Below are 17640 nucleotides of genomic sequence, written 5' to 3'. Positions count from 1 at the left end.
GGTTGGTGCGCCCCGGCGGCGGCCAGCTTGCGGATGGCTAAGGGCGTATAGCCGTTGGCGCGCAGCAGACCTACCCGAGCGACACCGCCCACTGAGACCAGGTATTCCAAAGCATCCATGGATCCAGCTAGTCACGATGTTGGGGCTGATGCGCCAAGGAATGTGGCGTATGTGGATGAGTTGGCCGACATTTTGCTGGATCATCCCCGGGTTGGCTTTCGCCCATGCCCGGAAAATGGGGGCACGCCATCCGCCCGGCAGGAATGATCGAGCAGAATCGGTCGGGAGCCCGCCTCGCCAAACCTCGCCCCTGTTTCCCAAAGGCTGCAATGGCGCACAATTGATCCGTGCGCACTTTTGGTGTGGAAGAGGAGTTGTTGATCGTCGATCCCGTGACCGGCGAGCCGCTTGCCCTTGCCGACGCGCTACTTTCGGGCGTGGCCCAGAACGGCGTCACCCCGGACACCCAAGAAACCAGCGTGGATCATGAGGACATGGACGGCTCCGATACCGCCCTTAGCCACGAGCTCAAGCTTGAGCAGATCGAAACCCAGACCCGGCCATGCCGCAGCTACGCCGAACTGCTGCACCAGATCCGCAAAGCGCGGGGCCTCGCGAGTCACGCGGCCCGGCGCCACGGGGCAAGGATCGCGGCGTTGGCCACGTCACCCGTGGACGCCGCGTTGCACACCACTCCGGATCCCAGGTATGCCGTCATGCTCGAACGCTTCGGCATCACGGCACACGAACAGCTGACCTGCGGATTCCACGTACACACCTCGATCGAGTCCCCGGAGGAAGGCGTGGTGGTCCTGGACCACATCCGGGACAAGCTTGCAGTCCTCACCGCCATCAGCGCCAATTCGCCCTACTGGCGGGGGCTGGCGACGGGTTTTGAGAGCTACCGGACGCAGGCGTGGAACCGTTGGCCGTCATCGGGACCGTCGGCCCTCTTCGGATCCTTGGCCTCCTACCGGCGGGTGGTCCAGAGGCTCATCGAAACGGGTGTCCTGCTGGACGAGGGCATGGTTTACTTCGACGCCCGGTTGTCCCGGCACGTCCCCACGGTGGAGGTCCGGGTGGCCGATGTCTGCCTGCGGGCCGAGGATGCTGCGCTGATCGCAGTGCTGGTCAGGGCCTTGGTGGAGACCTCCATGCGTGAATACCATGCCGGCGTGGAGCCTGCGTCCGTGCCCACGGCGCTCTTGCGGATGGCGTCCTGGCAGGCAAGCAACTTCGGACTGCGCGGCGAACTCTTGGACTTTGGAACCTTTCGGCCGGAGCCCGCCGCCGAGGTCGTCTGGTCGTTGGTGGAGTATCTCGAACCCATCCTGGCCGAACAGGGTGAACTCGAATTGGCCCAGGCCGGTGTGGCAGCCATCCTGAGCCGTGGCAATGGCGCGATCGAGCAGCGCGGAGTTGCCGAGCGCTGGAGCGAGAACAACGGGGGCACGCCCGACGCCGCCGGGCTGGCCGCCGTTGTCCAGCACGCCGTCCAGATCACGATGCGCTCAGAGAGGGACGAGAGCGACACCAAACCGCAGCCCGTGCTCACCTGGGTGCGCCAGGACTGGCGCGAGCCGCCGGGCTGACAACGCCCGGCTAGACCTGCTTGAGTGCCTGCTCCAAGTCACGGATGAGATCGCCCACGTCCTCCAGACCGACCGAAAGCCGTACGACGCCGTCAGCCAGCCCGATGGCCGCCCGGCCTTCCGGACCCATGGCGCGGTGCGTGGTGGTGGCCGGGTGGGTGATGAGGGACTTGGAGTCGCCAAGGTTGTTCGAGATGTCGATGACAGAGAGCCCGTCCAGCAGAGCGAAAGCGGCCTCCTTCGCCGAGCGTCCCGCAGAAGGGAGCAGCTCGAAGGTCAGTACCGTTCCGCCGGCCTTCATTTGTTTGGCGGCGAGCTCGTACTGCGGGTGCGATTTCAAGAGCGGGTACTTGACCCAGCTGATGGCTGGCTGCTCCTCAAGCCATTCGGCGATCCGCAGCGCCGATGCTGAGGAATGGTTCACGCGGAGCGCCATCGTTTCCAGGCCCTTGGTCAAGACCCAGGCGTTGAACGCGGAGAGGGACGGCCCGGTGTGCCGCATGAGCTGCTTGACGGGACCGTCGACAAACTCCTTGGTGCCCAGAATGGCACCGCCCAGGACCCGTCCCTGGCCGTCGATGTGCTTAGTACCCGAGTAGACAATCACGTCTGCGCCGAGATCGCCGCAGCGCTGCAGCAGGGGAGTGGCAAAGACGTTGTCGACGACGACTGTGGCACCCGCCGCGTGGGCGAGCTCGCTCACCGCGGCGATGTCGACGATTTCCTGCATAGGGTTCGACGGCGACTCGAAGAACACCGCTGTTGTCGGCTCGGACAAGGCTGCGCGCCACTGGTCCAGGTCTGGTCCGTCAACGAAGACGGTCTCGACGCCCCAGCGCGGCAGGATCTCGTTGAGGATCACGAAGCAGGAACCGAACAGCGAACGGGCGGCAACCACCCGGTCGCCCGCTGCCAGCAACGCACCGAGGGCGGTGAAGACAGCGGACATGCCCGACGCCGTCGCGAAGCACGCTTCGGTGCCTTCAAGCAGGCGGAGACGCTCCTGGAAGGTTGCCACGGAGGGGTTGCCGTAACGGGAGTAGACGAAGCGCTCGTCTTCGCCGGTGAACGCGCGCTCGGCGGCTTCCGCGGATTCGTAGACGAAGCCGGAGTTGAGGAAGACGGCTTCTGAAGTCTCTTGGAAATTGGTGCGGTCAAGGCCGCCGCGGACTGCCTGGGTGTCAGGGCTCCAGCCGGCGGCGTCAGGATTGAAAGTCACTTAGATGTTCCCCAGGTTCGTCGGAAGTCCACGGTTTTTCCAGCCGTTCACGGTTCGCTCGCCGTAGCGGTCAGGCTCGCCTTCAAAGCCCTCCAGGACGTTGTAGGAGGTGTAGCCAGCCTGCGTTGCGGCGATGGCGGCGGCGATGGAACGCTGGCCGGAGCGGCAGAGAAAAACCAACTCGGTGCCATTTTCCTCTGGGGCCTGCTGCTTCAGCTCGTCGATGAATCTCGAGTTGGGGATGCCGCCGGCGAAGTTCCACTGGATGAACAAGGGATCATTCTCGGTGGCTTTGGTGTCCGGGATGCCGATGTGTGCCCACTCGCCTTCGGTGCGGACGTCCACCAGAATGGCGCCTTGCTCCAGCTTCGCCCAGGCGTCATGCGGGCTCAGGTCGCCTGCGTAGCTCATGCGTGGCCCTCGCCGTCGAACTCTTCATCGAGCTGGCCGTCTAGTGCATCGACTGCGGTCGCAACTGCAGCATCCGCGCTCGCGATCGCCGCGGGCAGGACGATGGCCTGCGCCACAATCACGTCCGTGCCGTTGAAGGTCGCGGCCGGGCTGCCGTGCAGCACGTATCCCTCGGCGAGGGCAGTGGAGATCCTCTCGCAGAATTCCCGCGTGTCAGGACCCGTGACGAGACGGTAGGAGAGTTTTTCTTCGGTGGGTTCAGGCATTGGTGCTCCTCAGTCACGCTTGCAGTTCGAAAGTGTCGATACGCCGAGTAGTCACCTGAGGCACCCCGCCGGAGAGAGGGTTGCCGACCAGCAAGTCAGGGCTTCGCGCTGGTGCTCATTACTCAAGAAGAAAATAACATCCACGACGGCGGCCTGCATCACCGGCCGTCGTCATGTTCCGTAACCGGACAGCAGCCGAGGGCCTAGGCCTCGGTTTCATTCGGCAGCGGTTCCAGGCTTGCCTGGATACGGGGCGGAAGGGCATCAAGCCGTGACGCTACTCCTGAGGGGGAGTGATGAAAAGTGGAACCTTGGTGTTTCCGGATTTCCAGCAGCTCGTGTACGGATATCCCAGTGGCCGTGGCGAGTGCATGCAGTGAGAGGCTGTTGTGATGAGCCAAGGCAAAGACCACACCTGACAGGGCTTCGAAACCCTCCGTCTCGTAAATTTCCTTGACCAAGTTGGACATACCATTCGCATCATCGATTGATCCCGCGGACGCGGCGGTCGCCATGGCGGTCAGCGACCATGCGGCAGAGTCGGGGCTGATGTAAATGCTCATGTCGATACCCTACGGACTCGGCCCCTCTTGTGGAATGGGCGATACGTTTATCTTTATGGCAGCACTCACCGACCTTGACCGCCAGCTCCTCTCTGCCCTGAGGGAGGACGGCAGGGCGTCCGTGGCCAGCCTTGCACGGAAGCTGGGCGTCGCTAGGGCCACCGTGAACAGCCGGCTTGAGCGTCTTGTCACCTCCGGAACCATCGTTGGCTTCACCGCGAGGGTCCGCGACGAGGTTGATCCACTTGCCATTCGGGCTATTGCGCTCATAGCGGTGGAGGGCAGGTCGGCGGACAAGGTTATTCGCCAGCTCCGGGGACTTCCCGAGATTTGGGCGCTGCACACCACGAACGGCGGTTGGGACCTCGTGGCTGAGCTACGCACGGAGAGCCTCAGCGACTTTGACCAGGTGTTGGGCAGGATCCGCGGCATCGAGGGGATCGTCAATAGCGAGACAAGCCTGTTGCTTAGTTCCGTCCTCCGGTAGTCGCCCGCATTACGGTGGCTTGCCTTAGGGCATTATGTAAAAATAGTGTCATCAGTTTGTACAGATTCTCAATAAAAAGTACGTACTTTGACAATTGTGCATGCATATCGCCGCTCCGTAGCCTCGTAGCAACAGTGCTTATGAGGGAAAGGAGCGCACATGACGCGCTTTGTCGATGTCCGCAATATGGTTCGCTGGACGGCCGTGCGGGGCCCGGAGGCCATCATCTCGGAGATGATTCAGTATTTGGAAGACGACTTCCGGCGGTGGGAATCTTTTGACAAGACTCCCCGGGTGGCAAGTCACACGCCATTTGGTGTCATCGAGCTGATGCCCACCAGCGACCACGAAACATACGGCTTCAAGTATGTAAATGGACACCCTTCGAATCCCGCGCGCGGCTTCCAGACCGTGACAGCTTTCGGTGTCTTGTCCGACGTCCATAACGGCTATCCGACGTTCCTTGCGGAGATGACGGTGCTGACAGCGCTTCGAACGGCGGCTACGTCCGGGATGGTCGCGAAGAAACTCGCGCGCCCCGATGCCCGGATCATGGGGATGATCGGAACCGGAACCCAATCGGAGTTTCAGGCCCTGGCCTTTCGGGCGGCCCTGGGTATTAACACCGTCAGGATCTGGGACACGGATCCTGCTGCGATGGAGAAGTTCGTCCGGAACATGGCTCCGCTCGGCTTCGACGTCACCATTGCAGACTCGGCGGCCCATGCAGTGGAGGGCGCCGACGTCATCACCACGTGCACGGCGGACAAGGCCAACGCCACGATCCTGACGGCAGACCAGGTTTCGACCGGTGTTCACATCAACGCGATCGGTGGCGACTGCCCAGGGAAGACCGAGCTCGACGCTGCCATCCTGTACCTCGGCGACGTGTTTGTGGAATACGATCCCCAGACACGGATTGAAGGCGAGATCCAGCAAATGTCCGCCGATTTTCCCGTCACGGAATTCTGGCAAGTCCTGGGCGGGCACGCGCCGGGCCGGACCTCCAGCGACCAGATCACGATATTCGATTCCGTGGGCTTTGCGATCGAGGACTTTTCCGCCTTGCGGTATCTCCGCAATGCCGTTGACGGCTCGGAGTTCTTCGAGGAGATCGACCTCGTCGCTAACCCCGATGACCCCAAGGACCTCTTCGGTCTGGTGCGGGCGCTTTCTCCGATCGGATCCTGAGGAGCCCCAACTGACTCGCATTTGTGGTCGTTTTCAGGCCTCGTAACGGCAGCTACTGCGAGTCAGTTGGGAAAGAAGCCTGATGCGCCGGCCCCAGAACCGGCGCATCAGACGTTTTTATCCCGGCCTATATGGCCATCCCGCCAACCCCGGCTATTCCGCCGCGAGGCGCAGGATCAGCCCAGCATGCCCAGGAAACCTCAAAACGAGCGACTCGATGTCCCGTGCCGTTGGTTTCACGGAGTCCGATCTCTCGTATCCCGGGGTGAGGCTGCAGCTGACCAAGGCGAACCCCGGACCGGCCAACTCGGCGCCGAACCACGTGGAGTTCGGCGCAACTCCTTGCAACGTCTCGCCTGCTTGCGGATCCGGCCCCAACAAAGCCTCGGAATAACCAAAGTCCTCATGTCCAAGCTCCCGGGAGAAGACATGCAGCCTGATTGGCGTGCCCAGGTGGAAGAACCACAGTTCATCCTGCTTGAGGGCATGCAACTGGAGGACCTCCCCCGACTGAAGCAGGTACCAGTTGGAGCTGTAGAGCGGATGGTCGACGCCGAAGCGCGGAGGCAGCGCCGAACCGGCTATGTCCTCGTTGCTCACCAGAGCGGGCGCGAACCAGCCGCCCACGATAGCGGGGGACATGTCCAGCCGCTTGATCCAGTCCTCTGCGGCGGCCGTCATGTGACCGGATCCTTCAGTGAGAAGCAGACCGTGATCCCGATGATCTCCTTGCTGCCCAGGGCGCGCAACAACCCTTTTTGGGTCACGATGTCCACATTCACCATGCCGCCCTCCTTGCTGGGGACGGCGATGGTTTCGTGGAAGTTGAGCAGCGGCTTTCCGCTCGCCATCACCTCCTTGTCGTGGGCAACGTGTTCCGCGCGCGAGTCCTGGTGTCCGATCAGTTCCGACTTGCTCATGCCCACCAAATCCGCGAAGTTCTGGTTGACCCACAGAAAGACCGAATTCGCGTCCTTCGCCACCCAATACACGCCGTCCTGCCGATCCAGCACGTCGGCGACGCTCATCGGCGGAACCGTGGGAAGGAGTGCCGGGTCCAGCGCTGGGGCGACGGTCACGGCGCTGCCGCCGCTCCGCCGTCGGCCTCCAGTCTTTCGGCGAGGTCCTGGGCCAGGGCCACCATGGTCATGGTCGGATTCCAGGAACCGCCGGTGGGCCAGAGGCTGCCGCCGGTGACGAAGACGTTCTGCACGCCGTTGAGGCGGTAGTCGGTCCCGACGACGGCGTCCTCCTCTTCGCCGATTGGCAGGCTCGAGCTTTCGTGGACCAAGCCCGGTACGCGGCGTTCCGGGATGGCGGGACGCTCGGCGCCCCAGTTCCCAGCGTCGGGATCCCCGTGCCAGTATTCGACGCGCTCCGCGCCTGCGGGAGACAGGACCCGCTCCAGCATCTGAAAGGTTCCCTCGTCCATGGTGTCCCACGTTTCGTCGTCGGTGGCGTTGGCCAGCACCTGCAAGGTGACGTTGCAGGTGGGGTCGGCCCCGCCGGACAGGCGCAAATGGTTCTCCGGGTTGCTTTCGTCCAGCTCGCCGAGGACGGCACAGACGAACACCAGGTAGTCCTCCGAGGACCGCAGCTGTGCCAGCGAAGCCGTGGCGACGACGTCGGGGGCGTAGCGTTCGGACTTCTGGGCGTTCTTGTCAGGGAAACGGTCTGAGAGGACTGAAAGCTGTACGTGGTACTGCATGCCGGCCGGGCTCTTGCCCGCCAGATAGATGGCCGCCAACTCCAGCTCGCCGAGTTGTTCGCTGAAGTCAAAATCCTTGCGAGGTACCCGGGCCACCACGGAGGTGATGAAGTGGGCGCTGAAGTGCCCACCTGCCCCTTGCACTTGCGGGAAGGAATTGAGGACGAGGGTCGCCGGAGGAAGAGTGCCCATGGCCAGGACCAGGTTGGCATTGCCGACATTCACCACGCCGCGATTGGTGTTCAATGCCGTGGCCCGTCCGTCCTGTTGGAGCACACTCAACACCGTGCAGTCCGTGACCATGCGAAGAGCAGCGCCCTTGCCTCGGGCCTCAAGTGCCGCCTGCTTGTCCGACAGTTCAAGCAGGACCGCCGGTGTGGAGAACTTCGCGAAGTCCACACCTGAGCTTGCGCCGGTTGCCGCGGCGAGTGGGGCCGGCATGCTGCGGGTGGCGGAATCGATCTTGTGCAGGCCCGACTCGAGCTGTTCCTGGAGGGCTTTCTGCATGATTCCGTAGACGGGCCGGGTATCGTTGATGAGATTTACGACGTCGGCTGACCGCCCGGCGTCGATCTGGTCCGCTGAAACCACGTTGAGCAGGTCTTCCGCCGACGTGAAGTGTGACTTGGCGGCGTCCATCACCGCCCGTGGCCAGCCCCGCATTTCATCTTCCTCGGGGCGGGGACACCAGGCGCTCCACATGATGCTGCGTCCGCCGTAGAAGGGGACCATGCCGTGCTGCCAGGAAATCTTGCCGGGCGGCTGGGTGGCCGTGGCGGCCGCCAAGGTCCAAGGGAAGGTCTCCGAGAGGCCTCCCAATGTCTCCTTGTAGGGCAGTGGCAGGTTCTGGAAATGCTGCGGCAAGAAAAACGGACCCCGTTCAATGATCAGGATCCGCGCATGCGGGTTGACCGTTAGGGTCCGCTCAGCAAAGGCGTAGGCGCAGAACCCGGTGCCGATGACAATGTGGTCGAATTGTTCTTCTTCGCGGACTTTTTTCCATTCCCCTTCGGAGAGGAAGAAAACATGATCCATGACCTTCTGGGGCGAGGGATCCTGGGGTCCGGGTGTGGGAAAACCATGATTGAAATTCTGGGACGAAGAAACTGCACTCACAATGATGCCCTCCATCAGCTTGCTGGTCCCACGGCACCGTGAAACCAGGTGCCCGCTGGGCCCTAGAGGTAGATCACCCTTCCCCAGCAGGGTTCACGAGGACTAGTTAACTACCGCGGCCACGGCGGCACAATAGACTTTGGCACGCTAAATTTCCCGGCCGGTTTTTCAGGGGTTGGTGTGACTTAACTACCGTCCGCGTGGTTAGACCGCGAGGGGCCTGTGCCCATTCGAATATGCCTCGGCGCGACTATAATTTTGTTCACACCCCGCAGCGGGAGATGAGCGATGATACGCGGAATTGGCAGGCGTAAAATGGGCAGGCGTCGAATTGGTCTGTTCGGGATCATATATCTGGCCGTCGGTGTACTGGTCGCCAGCACCCACGGCTATCTCGTGGCATGGAACGTCCCAGCCAACTTTCTGAAGGGCCTGGTGGCGATTGTTCTCTGGCCGCTAGTGGCCCTCTTCGGCGTTGATTTCCATGCCTTGATCGCCTAGTCCGAGGACGCATTCAACGACAAACAATTTCCATCTGGCTCGCTACACTCGGATTCATGGCGGGTCATGGGGGAACCAGAATTGTTGCTGTATTACTGTCCGGGCTGCTCTTGGCCCTCGGCATGTTCGGTTGTGAATACACCGACGCCGGTGATCCACAGCGGGCCGCCGCGCCCACTCGGAGTTCCCAGCCTCGGGCACCGCTGCCCACCAAGGATCCGGCAACGTTGACGCTTGAGGCCAACAACCTCGTTGCGGCCAAAGAGCTGCTTGGGCAAGGATCCGGGGCGGTGATCTTGGAGGACTCCGGCACCGTGGGTGGCGCGGTCAGCGGCGTCAACAAGAGCGCCAGAGTGGAGGACGCGGGCCCCTACACCGTGACGGCAGCCTGCATTGGTGCTCCGGAGGTCCATCTGGTCATCGCCCAAGATCCACTCACCGGGCTCGCACCGCAGGACGAGACATTCGATTGCTCCGCACCCTACGCGCGCGTTGTTCAGTTACAGCCGGGGCCGGTTACCGTCCAGGTCCAAGTGGTGCGGGCCAATTCGGGCAACTCCACCTCCGCCGGAGCGGGAGAAGTCGCCGCGGTGAGGATCGCGGCCAACGGCTGAGAAGAAGCGAGACGAGCAATGAACCGATGAGCAAACCGAGAGCCGGACAATCGCTTGTTGACTGGTGTGCCAGTCGGCTCGGTCCGGGAGAGTTGAAACGGCTGACTTCGTCCGCTGGCGGACAGATGTCGGACCTCTACCAGTACGACGCGGACGGGACTTCAGCGGCGATCAAGGTCCGCGCCGACTCCTTGGAGCGAGTCAATCGTTGCCTCGACGCGCAGCGGAAAGCTGCCAAGGAGGGCTTTGCTTGCGCGAAGCCATTGACGGTTGCCGGGATGCTCGATGACGGCCTTGTTGTTTCTGCCGAGGAATGGCGCCCTGGCGGAGAAATGCTTCGCGACGACGACGGCGGTGCAGCCCACCTCTCTGCCGTCCTCCTCGCCCAGCTGATGGAAATCCTCGCCGGGGAGGCTAGTGACGAGATAGGCCCTCCGCCTCCGTGGGTCCATTGGAATCCGCCCGGGGGCGGAGTGTGGGCTCGGAATGGTCCCCTCGACCAGATGGACCAGCGCCTTGTTCCCGAATCAATTCGAGATCATGCTCGGCGTGTGTCAGCTCGCCTTCGACAGTCACCGCTTCCCCGCGTTATCGGACATGGTGACTTGGAGGCTCAGAATATCAGGTGGAAGGACAGCAAGCCCTGGGCTGTTTTTGACTGGGACAGCCTCGTCTCTCTTCCCGAGGCCGCCATCGTAGGAGCAGCGTCAGGGGCCTTCGCGAGTGCGGAGACGCCAACGCTTGCCCCGATTGAGAGTTCAGGTGAGTTCATCGACTCATACGAATGGGCTCGCGGCCGTCCGTTGACCAAAGACGAGCGTGAGGTCTCTTGGGCCGCCAGTCTGTGGCCGGCCCTGCACAACGCCCGCGGAGAGCACCTCTTTCGCTCGCCGTTGATTGCAGCTGCGGCCATCACCGATCAGGCCGAGCAACGTCTTGCCCTAGCAAAGGCCTGACCGGGGCCTCATTGCCCCGGCTGCCCTTCATTGCGCCAGAGTGACGCTCTTGGGATACTCCACGCATGCCTTCTCTTCCCTTGACGTTTGCCGAGGACGTCATTAACCAGCCAATCAGGACCCAATTCGAGGCATTCATTGACGAGCACCGCCGTGCGCTCAATGCCTGCTTGAACGGGATGACTGAGGAACAAGCCCGCAGGTCATTGGTGCCGTCCCGGACCACTCTGCTCGGCCTCGTGAAGCACGCGACCTTCGTTGAGAAGGTCTGGTTCGACGAAGCCATCACTTGCCGTCCACGCGCCGAGATCGGAATCCCCGCGACGCCGGACGAGTCGTTTATCCTCGATGATGACGACACCGTTGCCTCCGTCCAGCAAGCACACCTAGAGGCATGCGAGGCATCGCGCCTTGCAACCTCGTCCTTGGGACTCGACGACCTGCTCAACGGCAACCGACGCGGCCCGCTCCCGCTGCGCTGGGTGTACCTTCACCTGCTGCGCGAGCTTGCCCAACACTGCGGGCATGCAGACATCCTGCGAGAGCAGATCCTCAGCGCCTAGAGCGTTACCGGCCGGTCCGCGCAAAACCGCTTGACCGCCGTCGTCCTCTCCCAACTGACTCGCATTAGATGTCGTTAAAACGCCCCAGAACGACATCTAATGCGAGTCAGTTGGGCAGGGAACCCCTACTCAATCCCTGCGAAAAGCTCGTTGAGCTCGGCGGTGAGCTGCTTCCGCATTGCGGGCGTACCGATCTCCTTGCCGTCCACGTGATTGACGGGCGCGATAAGCCGGATACTTGAGATCAGCCACAAGGCGTCGGCGTCGAACAGATCGTCCGGGACCAGCGGGCCGTAGCCGAGCTCCCAGCCCGCTGCCTTTGCCTTGGTGAAAAGCGCGTCCTGGGAGGTGCCCGGGAGGATGCCGCTGTCCAGTTGCGGCGTGATGAGGCGCTTGACGGTGCGCACGGAGCCGGCGCCGTCGTCGACCGTTTCAACATGCGCCAGCAAAACGGTGGACGTCGGGCCCTCCAGAACGCGGCCGTCGGTTGAGGTGAAGATGGCGTCGTCCGCGCCTTGCTTGTGCGCGTAGCGCAGCGCAGCCATGTTCACGGCGTAGGAGAGCGTCTTCGCGCCAAGCAGCAGCCAGGGGGCGCGGTCGCCCGCCTCGGTGTCGAAGCCGCGGTCAAGAAGTACGACGTCGATGCCCGTCTCGCGCTGCCGGCGACTGCCCGCGGGGGACGGTGAAGCCTGGATCCAGCATGTGGGAGTCGACGCGCCTTCTACGCCGCGTGTCACCAGAAGCTTGATGACTACCTCGTCCTCGGCCGGGCTCGGCGCGGGGAAGGCGTCGCGGAACTCGGTGATCGCCGTGTCGATTGCCCTGCGCCAGACTTCCGGCTCGGGAATGTTGAGGTCCAGTGCGCGGGCTGAGCTTTCAAGCCTGTTCAGGTGGGCTTGAACCTTCCGTGCCCGGCCCTCGACGGCGAGCAGCGACTCGAAGACGCCGTCGCCTCGAGTGGCACCCAGGTCCGTGGCCATGAGCTGTGGCTGGCTGGAATCGGCGATACGGCCGTTTTCGAACGCGGGATCCAGGAAAACGAGGACCGTCGAGGCAGGAAAAGTCATGCTTCCAGCTTAGTGCGGCCGCACAGGACGAGCGGTCGGGAGCGGGGTGCCAGATAGGCTGTGGTGACTGCTAGTTCATTGACCGTGGGGGTTGTCGAGTGCTGTTTCCTTTTCAGTTCGGGATGGAGTGGACTTGGCTCCTTAGTGCCTGGGCGATCGCTGAAATCATCCTGCGCATCGTGCTGCTGGGCGTCATCCCGGGAAACCGTCGTCCCACGACGGCCATGGCTTGGCTCCTGGCCGTTTTCCTCGTACCTTCCATCGGTTTCGTCCTGTTCCTGTTGTTCGGCAATTTCCGGCTGTCCCGCCGTCGCCGTGAGCAGCAAGAGGAGGTCAACGAAAGGGTGCGTGCCGGCACTTCGGCAATTGTCGACGTCGTCAGCACATACTCCGGACCCGAATGGGTGACGTCGGCGGGTGAACTGAACCGGCGCCTCGGCTCGCTCCCCATGGTGGACGGCAACTCCGTGGAGCTGATCCCGGGCTACGAGGAATCACTCAAGGCCATGGCAGAAGCGGTTCGCGGGGCCAAAAAGTTCGTCAATGCGGAGTTCTACATCATGAGCAGCGACTCCGTTACGGACGAGCTCCTCACCGAATTGGAAAACGCAGCTGTGCGCGGTGTCAGCGTTCGGCTCCTCTTCGACCACATCGGCACGCTGCGGATTCCCGGCTACCGGAGGCTGGTCCGCAGGCTCAAACGCAGCCAGATCCAGTGGCGCCGCATGCTGCCGTTGTTGCCCATCCACGGTCAGTGGCGCCGTCCGGATTTGCGGAACCACCGGAAAATCCTCGTGATCGACGGCGAAATCGCCTTCACCGGCTCCCAGAACCTGATCGAGCCCTCCTATAACAACCCCAAGCACCGGCGCGCCGGCCGCAAATGGGTGGAGCTCATGGCGCGCATGGAGGGGCCGATCGTAGCCACCCTCAACGTCGTCTTCGCCACAGACTGGCTCAGTGAAACCGACGAATCCCTCGAATACCAGTTGCAGGTCCCGGTCCAAGCGACGCCTGGCAGGATGACCGCCCAAGTGGTTCCGAGCGGGCCGGGATTCGTGACGGAAAACAACCTGCGCCTCTTCAACACCCTCATCTACTCGGCCCAGCACCGCATCTCAATCTGCAGCCCATACTTCGTGCCGGACGATTCGCTTCTCTATGCCATTACGACGGCGGCCCAGCGTGGCGTGGACGTGGAACTTTTCGTCTCCGAGAAGGGCGACCAGTTCCTGGTTCACCACGCGCAGCGGTCCTACTACGAGGCGCTTCTGGAAGCGGGAGTGCGGATCTACCTGTACCGTGCGCCGTACGTGCTGCACGCCAAGCACTTCACGATCGACGATGAAGTGGCGGTCCTCGGTTCGAGCAATATGGACATGCGCTCGTTCTCGCTCAACATGGAGGTCTCCGTCATGCTCCTCGGTGCCGAGGCCGTGGACAGGATGCGCTCGGTGGAGTCTTCCTATCGCGAAATGTGCCGCGAGCTGACCCTGGACAATTGGCTGGACCGGCCGATGCTTGCCAAGTACGTGGACAACGTGGCGCGATTGACGGCTACGCTGCAGTAATTGGGGTGGCGTCGCCGCGTTTCGCTCAATCCTCAGCGCAGGCTCCAGCCTTCACTCCGCTGGCTGGCGGTCATGTACTCCCGTAATCCTGCACCCGTTTACATGCCGTCCCTCCGGTCATAGGCTTTTTGTCACCATCATCTGGAGGTTGACGTGACAACTGCAATTATTGGGATCGGTAACGTCGGCTCGCGGGTCGCCCGCAATCTTGTTCAGGGCGGCGAACCGGTCGTCTTGGCCGCCCGCAATCAGTCGGGCGCTGACGCGTTGGCCGCTGAGCTAGGTGCCCTGGCGAGTTCGGCAAGCGTTTTTGATGCCGTGTCACAGGCTGACGCCGTCCTGTTGGCCGTGTGGCTGGACACTGGTACGGAACTCATTTCCCAATTGGCACAGGGGCTGGTCGGCAAGGTGGTCATCGATCCGTCCAACCCGATCGGGCCCGATGGCCACGGCGGCTTTACCAATACCCTGCCGGAGGGCGAATCAGCAGCGTCGATCCTGGCAAACCTGCTCCCTCCCGGGGCGCACTTCGTGAAGGCTTTCGGCACGTTGGGGGCCGACGCACTAGGTTCGGCAGCCCGCCGGCCGTCCGGGCGGGCCGTCCTGTTTTACGCAACCGACGATGACACGGCGGCCGAAACGGTGGAGCGGCTCATCGGCGCCTCCGGCTTTGATCCGGTCAAAGCCGGAGGACTCGAGGCAGCCGGCAGGCTAGAGCTGATGCGAGGGGACCTTCACCAGAATGGCGGGCTGGGCGGAAGGCTTTTGAACACGGACGAGGCGCGTGCCGCCCTCTAGCTCTGATCTCTCAGGGAAGTTTCCTGGTTCATTCTGTGCGTTGGACACCCTGCACGCTGCACTCTTCGCGACCTTGATTTAGTGGCGAGTCATGCGGGTCCGGAGGAGCTCAATCCTCAGCGCAGGCTTCGTCTGAGGGTTCGGCGTGAATCCGCGACAGCAGCCCATGGAGTTGCTGGAGCTCATCCGCGGAGAACCCGGCAAAGGCCTCGCGTTCGACGTCGCCCACGGCAACTTCGATTGACGCGACAGCGCGCTTGCCTTCCGCGGTGATTTCAACGATATGACGACGGCGGTCCGCGGGATCGCGGTGCCGTTCCGCCAGCCCTCCGCTTTCGAGATCGTTCAGGACCGCCACGAGAGCGCTGGCATCGATAGAAAGAATTTCGATGAGGCCTTGCTGACTGATGGGCCCGGAATCGTCAAGCCGACACAGGAGGACCGCGTGCCTCGGGCTGAGTCCGGAGGAGTCCAGCGCTTGGCGGAGGCGTGTGTTCATGATGCGCCCATGGCGCGCCAAGAGAAACCCCAGTTGTTTGTCTGCTGCTGAAGGACTCATCGAGAAAATCTTATCATCGGGGAAATTATTGCCCATGTGAAATCGTTGTCTTTCATAAACGATCTGGGCGGCACAAGCCGAGCAGCGTGAGCCTCTTACTAAGGAGTTGCCATGAATGACCAGGCTCCGCACCCCACGGTGGCGGTTATCGGCGGAGGATACGGTGGAATCGCCGTAGCCAAAGCACTCGACGAACATGCGACGGTTACCTTGGTGGAGCCCAAGGACGCCTTTGTCCACAACATCGCGGCGCTACGATCCGTGGTCCAGCCGGACTTCTTGCCGCGGATGTTCCTTCCGTATGACCGCTTGCTGGTGCGCGGCGAGGTGTTGCGTGATCGAGCTGTCAGGGTAGACGGGCACACCGTCGAGTTGGCCTCTGGGACCCGACTGACGCCGGACTACATCGTCCTCGCCAGCGGTTCCAGCTACCCCTTCCCGGCCAAGAGTGATCGGATGGTCACCACTGAGGCCATCGCCCGCTACCAAGCAGCACACGATGACCTCAAACGGGCCAGCAGGGTGATGCTCCTCGGCGCCGGGGCCGTGGGCCTCGAATTTGCCGGCGAGATCGCCGCGGCATGGCCGGACAAAGACATTGTGCTGGTGGATTTGGCGCCGGACATCCTTCCCGGACAGTACGATCCACGGCTGCGGGTGGAGGTCAACCGGCAGCTGGATGATCTCGGCGTGCGGCGAATTATGGGCAGCGGGTTGGTCCAGCTGCCCCCGGTTCCCGCCGGCGAGCTCGGTACTTTCACGGTCAACACCACGGACGGCACTTCCATCGAAGCGGACATCTGGTTCCGCTGCTATGGGATCGCTCCGCAGACGGACTACGTAGCAGGGGACCTTCTTGCCGCGCGCACGGCAGAGGGCTACCTGGAAGTCACACCGGAACTCCGCGTGGTGGGCTTCGAGAACGTCTATGCCCTGGGTGACATCTCGGCGATCGACGTGAACAAGGCCGGGGTCGCGGGACGCGAGGCCGCGGTGGTTGCCAAGAACATCCAAGCCCAGATCAGCGATTCCGAAGAACTGACGGCGTGGTCGCCGTCGCGCCCGGTGATCATTCTTCCTTTGGGGCCTACGGGCGGTTCGGGACAACTGCCCGACGGCGAGATCGCCAGCCCGGAGGTGATCTCCAAGATCAAAGGCCAACACATGATGATCGACCGCTACGTCGAGATGCTGAACCTGACCCCGTGAGGTAAGGACCGCCGTCGGGAGGCTGGAGGCTCAGCGGCAAAGTTCGGTGGAGAACCGCTGCTAGCTGGGGATGTTTAAGGCAGACTGGTGGCGTGAGCGGAATCCCGTGGGTGCTGCACGTTGATCTCGACCAGTTCATCGCGGCGGTCGAGGTGCTGCGGCGGCCGGAGCTTGCGGGCAAGCCGATCATTGTCGGCGGTCGGGGAGACCCGACGGAACGGGCCGTGGTGTCCACCGCATCCTACGAAGCCAGGGCGTTCGGTGTGGGTTCCGGAATGCCTCTACGCGTTGCGGCCCGGAAAGTGCCCGACGCCGTGATCCTGCCCGTCGATCAGGAGGCCTACCTCGCGGCGTCTGAAACAGTGATGGCCACCCTGCGCGCGCAGCCCGGCGCAACCGTGCAGGTGCTGGGTTGGGATGAAGCGTTTGTAGGCATCGAGACAGAGAACCCGGAAGCCTACGCCCGGGAGGTGCAGGACGCCGTCCTGGAGCGGACACAGCTGCATTGCAGCGTGGGCATCGGCGACACCATGGTCCGGGCCAAGGTCGCTACCGGTTTCGGCAAGCCAGCCGGGGTCTTCCGTCTCACTGCCGGGAACTGGCTCGACGTCATGGGCAGCCGGCCCACCAAGGACCTGTGGGGCGTCGGAGCTAGAGTGTCGGGCCGGCTGGCCAGACTCGGGATCAACACAGTCGCCGAGCTCGCCGCGTCCGATCCCCAAGACCTCGTCCCGGAGTTCGGCCCGAGGATGGGTCCTTGGTACGCGCAGCTCGGACGCGGGGACGGAGCCAGCGTTGTGGACGACACCCCGTGGGTTGCCCGCGGGCATAGCCGGGAGACCACCTTCCAGCAGGACCTGACCGAGCCGGCCCAAATTGACGACGCCGTGAAGGAGCTGACAGCGCGTGTCCTGGAGGATGTCGTGGCCGAAGGACGGCCCGTGGTTGGGCTGACCCTCAAGGTTCGGTACGCACCGTTCTTCACCACGACCCACGCGAGGAAGATTCCAGAGACATTCGACCGGAACGAAATCCTCGCGCGGGCCTTGGACCTCGCAGCCGGAATCGAAGAGGGCCGTCCGATCCGACTCCTAGGCCTGCGGGCCGAAATGGCAATGCCCGACGATGCCCGGAAGGGACACACGCCGACGCGTGGCGGTTGGTGACGCCGTCGCTGCCCTTCCTCTACCAGCGCGGCGTCGGTCTTTGCCAGCACGGCACCGGTCTTTACCAGCAAGGCACTGCTCAG

At 62.9% G+C, this 17640-nt stretch carries 20 protein-coding genes and 1 riboswitch; of the genes, 11 read left to right on the top strand and 9 right to left on the bottom strand.

The window, feature by feature from the left end; all coding sequences use genetic code 11:
• The first annotated feature begins 347 nt into the window (after positions 1 to 347).
• Complete coding sequence (locus HNP00_RS12980) at positions 348 to 1592, top strand: glutamate--cysteine ligase (RefSeq protein ID WP_184739701.1); 1245 nt, start codon at positions 348 to 350, stop codon at positions 1590 to 1592.
• A 10-nt stretch (positions 1593 to 1602) separates the two neighbouring features.
• Here HNP00_RS12980 and HNP00_RS12975 read toward each other — a convergent pair whose 3' ends face one another.
• From HNP00_RS12975 to HNP00_RS12960, 4 genes are all read right to left on the bottom strand, one after another.
• Entirely contained in the window at positions 1603 to 2811 is a 1209-nt protein-coding gene (locus tag HNP00_RS12975) for an O-succinylhomoserine sulfhydrylase (RefSeq protein ID WP_184739699.1), read from the bottom strand.
• A complete protein-coding gene (locus HNP00_RS12970; protein ID WP_184739697.1) occupies positions 2812 to 3222 on the bottom strand; it encodes a rhodanese-like domain-containing protein in 411 nt (136 codons plus the stop codon).
• The gene (locus HNP00_RS12965; RefSeq protein ID WP_184739694.1) at positions 3219 to 3488 is read right to left on the bottom strand and encodes a DUF1737 domain-containing protein; all 270 of its coding nucleotides are present in this window, start codon (positions 3486 to 3488) and stop codon (positions 3219 to 3221) included. Before HNP00_RS12965 ends, HNP00_RS12970 begins: the two co-directional genes overlap by 4 nt.
• 10 nt (positions 3489 to 3498) lie before the next feature.
• Positions 3499 to 3611, bottom strand: a riboswitch (SAM riboswitch).
• Positions 3612 to 3691: 80 nt separating this feature from the next.
• A complete protein-coding gene (locus HNP00_RS12960) occupies positions 3692 to 4051 on the bottom strand; it encodes a hypothetical protein (protein WP_184739692.1) in 360 nt (119 codons plus the stop codon).
• A gap of 55 nt (positions 4052 to 4106) precedes the next feature.
• Here HNP00_RS12960 and HNP00_RS12955 point away from each other — a divergent pair, with 55 nt between their 5' ends.
• Together HNP00_RS12955 and HNP00_RS12950 are read left to right on the top strand one after the other, a co-directional pair.
• Entirely contained in the window at positions 4107 to 4538 is a 432-nt protein-coding gene (locus HNP00_RS12955; RefSeq protein ID WP_184739690.1) for an Lrp/AsnC family transcriptional regulator, read from the top strand.
• A 159-nt stretch (positions 4539 to 4697) separates the two neighbouring features.
• Complete coding sequence (locus HNP00_RS12950) at positions 4698 to 5729, top strand: ornithine cyclodeaminase (RefSeq protein ID WP_184739688.1); 1032 nt, start codon at positions 4698 to 4700, stop codon at positions 5727 to 5729.
• Positions 5730 to 5882: 153 nt separating this feature from the next.
• Here HNP00_RS12950 and HNP00_RS12945 read toward each other — a convergent pair whose 3' ends face one another.
• Genes HNP00_RS12945 through HNP00_RS23650 form a run of 3 tightly spaced genes read right to left on the bottom strand, consistent with a single transcriptional unit; the run spans position 5883 to position 8553 of the window.
• Positions 5883 to 6410 carry a cupin domain-containing protein gene (locus tag HNP00_RS12945; RefSeq protein ID WP_184739686.1) on the bottom strand — a complete coding sequence of 176 codons (528 nt, stop codon included), beginning with the start codon at positions 6408 to 6410 and terminating at the stop codon, positions 5883 to 5885.
• Entirely contained in the window at positions 6407 to 6808 is a 402-nt protein-coding gene (locus tag HNP00_RS12940) for a PAS domain-containing protein (RefSeq protein ID WP_184739684.1), read from the bottom strand. The genes HNP00_RS12945 and HNP00_RS12940 overlap by 4 nt, the downstream gene beginning before the upstream one ends.
• The gene (locus HNP00_RS23650) at positions 6805 to 8553 is read right to left on the bottom strand and encodes a GMC oxidoreductase (protein WP_184739682.1); all 1749 of its coding nucleotides are present in this window, start codon (positions 8551 to 8553) and stop codon (positions 6805 to 6807) included. Before HNP00_RS23650 ends, HNP00_RS12940 begins: the two co-directional genes overlap by 4 nt.
• A 315-nt stretch (positions 8554 to 8868) precedes the next feature.
• Between HNP00_RS23650 and HNP00_RS12930 the strand changes: the two genes are divergently transcribed.
• The 4 genes from HNP00_RS12930 to HNP00_RS12915 all read left to right on the top strand — a co-directional run bounded on the left by HNP00_RS12930 (position 8869) and on the right by HNP00_RS12915 (position 11187).
• The gene (locus HNP00_RS12930) at positions 8869 to 9054 is read left to right on the top strand and encodes a hypothetical protein (protein WP_184739680.1); all 186 of its coding nucleotides are present in this window, start codon (positions 8869 to 8871) and stop codon (positions 9052 to 9054) included.
• A 56-nt stretch (positions 9055 to 9110) separates the two neighbouring features.
• On the top strand, positions 9111 to 9668 hold the full coding sequence (locus HNP00_RS12925) for a hypothetical protein (RefSeq protein ID WP_184739678.1): 558 nt from the start codon (positions 9111 to 9113) through the stop codon (positions 9666 to 9668).
• A gap of 125 nt (positions 9669 to 9793) precedes the next feature.
• Positions 9794 to 10624, top strand: a complete 831-nt coding sequence (locus HNP00_RS12920; RefSeq protein WP_221451471.1) for a phosphotransferase — start codon at positions 9794 to 9796, stop codon at positions 10622 to 10624.
• 65 nt (positions 10625 to 10689) lie between these two features.
• Positions 10690 to 11187: a DinB family protein gene (locus HNP00_RS12915; RefSeq protein ID WP_184739674.1), complete on the top strand. Its 498-nt coding sequence runs from the start codon at positions 10690 to 10692 to the stop codon at positions 11185 to 11187.
• Positions 11188 to 11312: 125 nt separating this feature from the next.
• Here the strand turns inward: HNP00_RS12915 and HNP00_RS12910 are convergent, their stop codons facing one another.
• On the bottom strand, positions 11313 to 12254 hold the full coding sequence (locus HNP00_RS12910) for an aminodeoxychorismate lyase (RefSeq protein WP_184739672.1): 942 nt from the start codon (positions 12252 to 12254) through the stop codon (positions 11313 to 11315).
• Positions 12255 to 12376: 122 nt separating this feature from the next.
• Between HNP00_RS12910 and cls the strand changes: the two genes are divergently transcribed.
• Both cls and HNP00_RS12900 read left to right on the top strand, forming a co-directional pair.
• Positions 12377 to 13825 (top strand): cardiolipin synthase, encoded by a 1449-nt coding sequence (gene cls / locus HNP00_RS12905; RefSeq protein ID WP_184739669.1) that lies wholly within the window; start codon positions 12377 to 12379, stop codon positions 13823 to 13825.
• Positions 13826 to 13978: 153 nt separating this feature from the next.
• The gene (locus tag HNP00_RS12900) at positions 13979 to 14623 is read left to right on the top strand and encodes an NAD(P)-binding domain-containing protein (RefSeq protein WP_184739667.1); all 645 of its coding nucleotides are present in this window, start codon (positions 13979 to 13981) and stop codon (positions 14621 to 14623) included.
• A 109-nt stretch (positions 14624 to 14732) separates the two neighbouring features.
• Here the strand turns inward: HNP00_RS12900 and HNP00_RS12895 are convergent, their stop codons facing one another.
• The gene (locus tag HNP00_RS12895) at positions 14733 to 15182 is read right to left on the bottom strand and encodes a MarR family winged helix-turn-helix transcriptional regulator (RefSeq protein WP_184739665.1); all 450 of its coding nucleotides are present in this window, start codon (positions 15180 to 15182) and stop codon (positions 14733 to 14735) included.
• A gap of 111 nt (positions 15183 to 15293) precedes the next feature.
• Here HNP00_RS12895 and HNP00_RS12890 point away from each other — a divergent pair, with 111 nt between their 5' ends.
• Both HNP00_RS12890 and HNP00_RS12885 read left to right on the top strand, forming a co-directional pair.
• A complete protein-coding gene (locus HNP00_RS12890) occupies positions 15294 to 16391 on the top strand; it encodes an NAD(P)/FAD-dependent oxidoreductase (RefSeq protein ID WP_184739663.1) in 1098 nt (365 codons plus the stop codon).
• A gap of 110 nt (positions 16392 to 16501) precedes the next feature.
• Complete coding sequence (locus tag HNP00_RS12885) at positions 16502 to 17557, top strand: DNA polymerase IV (RefSeq protein WP_184739868.1); 1056 nt, start codon at positions 16502 to 16504, stop codon at positions 17555 to 17557.
• Positions 17558 to 17640 lie beyond the last annotated feature (83 nt).

This window comes from Arthrobacter sp. AZCC_0090 (assembly GCF_014207375.1).
Classification (GTDB): Bacteria; Actinomycetota; Actinomycetes; order Actinomycetales; family Micrococcaceae; genus Arthrobacter.
Note: the sequence above shows the minus strand (reverse complement) of the source record. Positions and strands in the feature narration are given on the sequence as shown.

Bases quoted from the DNA above. Each gene is read 5' to 3' on its own strand.
- HNP00_RS12970 (WP_184739697.1), bottom strand. From the start codon at position 3,222: ATGAGCTACGCAGGCGACCTGAGCCCGCATGACGCCTGGGCGAAGCTG.
- HNP00_RS12965 (WP_184739694.1), bottom strand. From the start codon at position 3,488: ATGCCTGAACCCACCGAAGAAAAACTCTCCTACCGTCTCGTCACGGGT.
- HNP00_RS12960 (WP_184739692.1), bottom strand. From the start codon at position 4,051: ATGAGCATTTACATCAGCCCCGACTCTGCCGCATGGTCGCTGACCGCC.
- HNP00_RS12955 (WP_184739690.1), top strand. From the start codon at position 4,107: ATGGCAGCACTCACCGACCTTGACCGCCAGCTCCTCTCTGCCCTGAGG.
- HNP00_RS12950 (WP_184739688.1), top strand. From the start codon at position 4,698: ATGACGCGCTTTGTCGATGTCCGCAATATGGTTCGCTGGACGGCCGTG.
- HNP00_RS12945 (WP_184739686.1), bottom strand. From the start codon at position 6,410: ATGACGGCCGCCGCAGAGGACTGGATCAAGCGGCTGGACATGTCCCCC.
- HNP00_RS12930 (WP_184739680.1), top strand. From the start codon at position 8,869: ATGGGCAGGCGTCGAATTGGTCTGTTCGGGATCATATATCTGGCCGTC.
- HNP00_RS12925 (WP_184739678.1), top strand. From the start codon at position 9,111: ATGGCGGGTCATGGGGGAACCAGAATTGTTGCTGTATTACTGTCCGGG.
- HNP00_RS12920 (WP_221451471.1), top strand. From the start codon at position 9,794: ATGTCGGACCTCTACCAGTACGACGCGGACGGGACTTCAGCGGCGATC.
- HNP00_RS12915 (WP_184739674.1), top strand. From the start codon at position 10,690: ATGCCTTCTCTTCCCTTGACGTTTGCCGAGGACGTCATTAACCAGCCA.
- HNP00_RS12910 (WP_184739672.1), bottom strand. From the start codon at position 12,254: ATGACTTTTCCTGCCTCGACGGTCCTCGTTTTCCTGGATCCCGCGTTC.
- cls (WP_184739669.1), top strand. From the start codon at position 12,377: ATGGAGTGGACTTGGCTCCTTAGTGCCTGGGCGATCGCTGAAATCATC.
- HNP00_RS12895 (WP_184739665.1), bottom strand. From the start codon at position 15,182: ATGAGTCCTTCAGCAGCAGACAAACAACTGGGGTTTCTCTTGGCGCGC.
- HNP00_RS12890 (WP_184739663.1), top strand. From the start codon at position 15,294: ATGAATGACCAGGCTCCGCACCCCACGGTGGCGGTTATCGGCGGAGGA.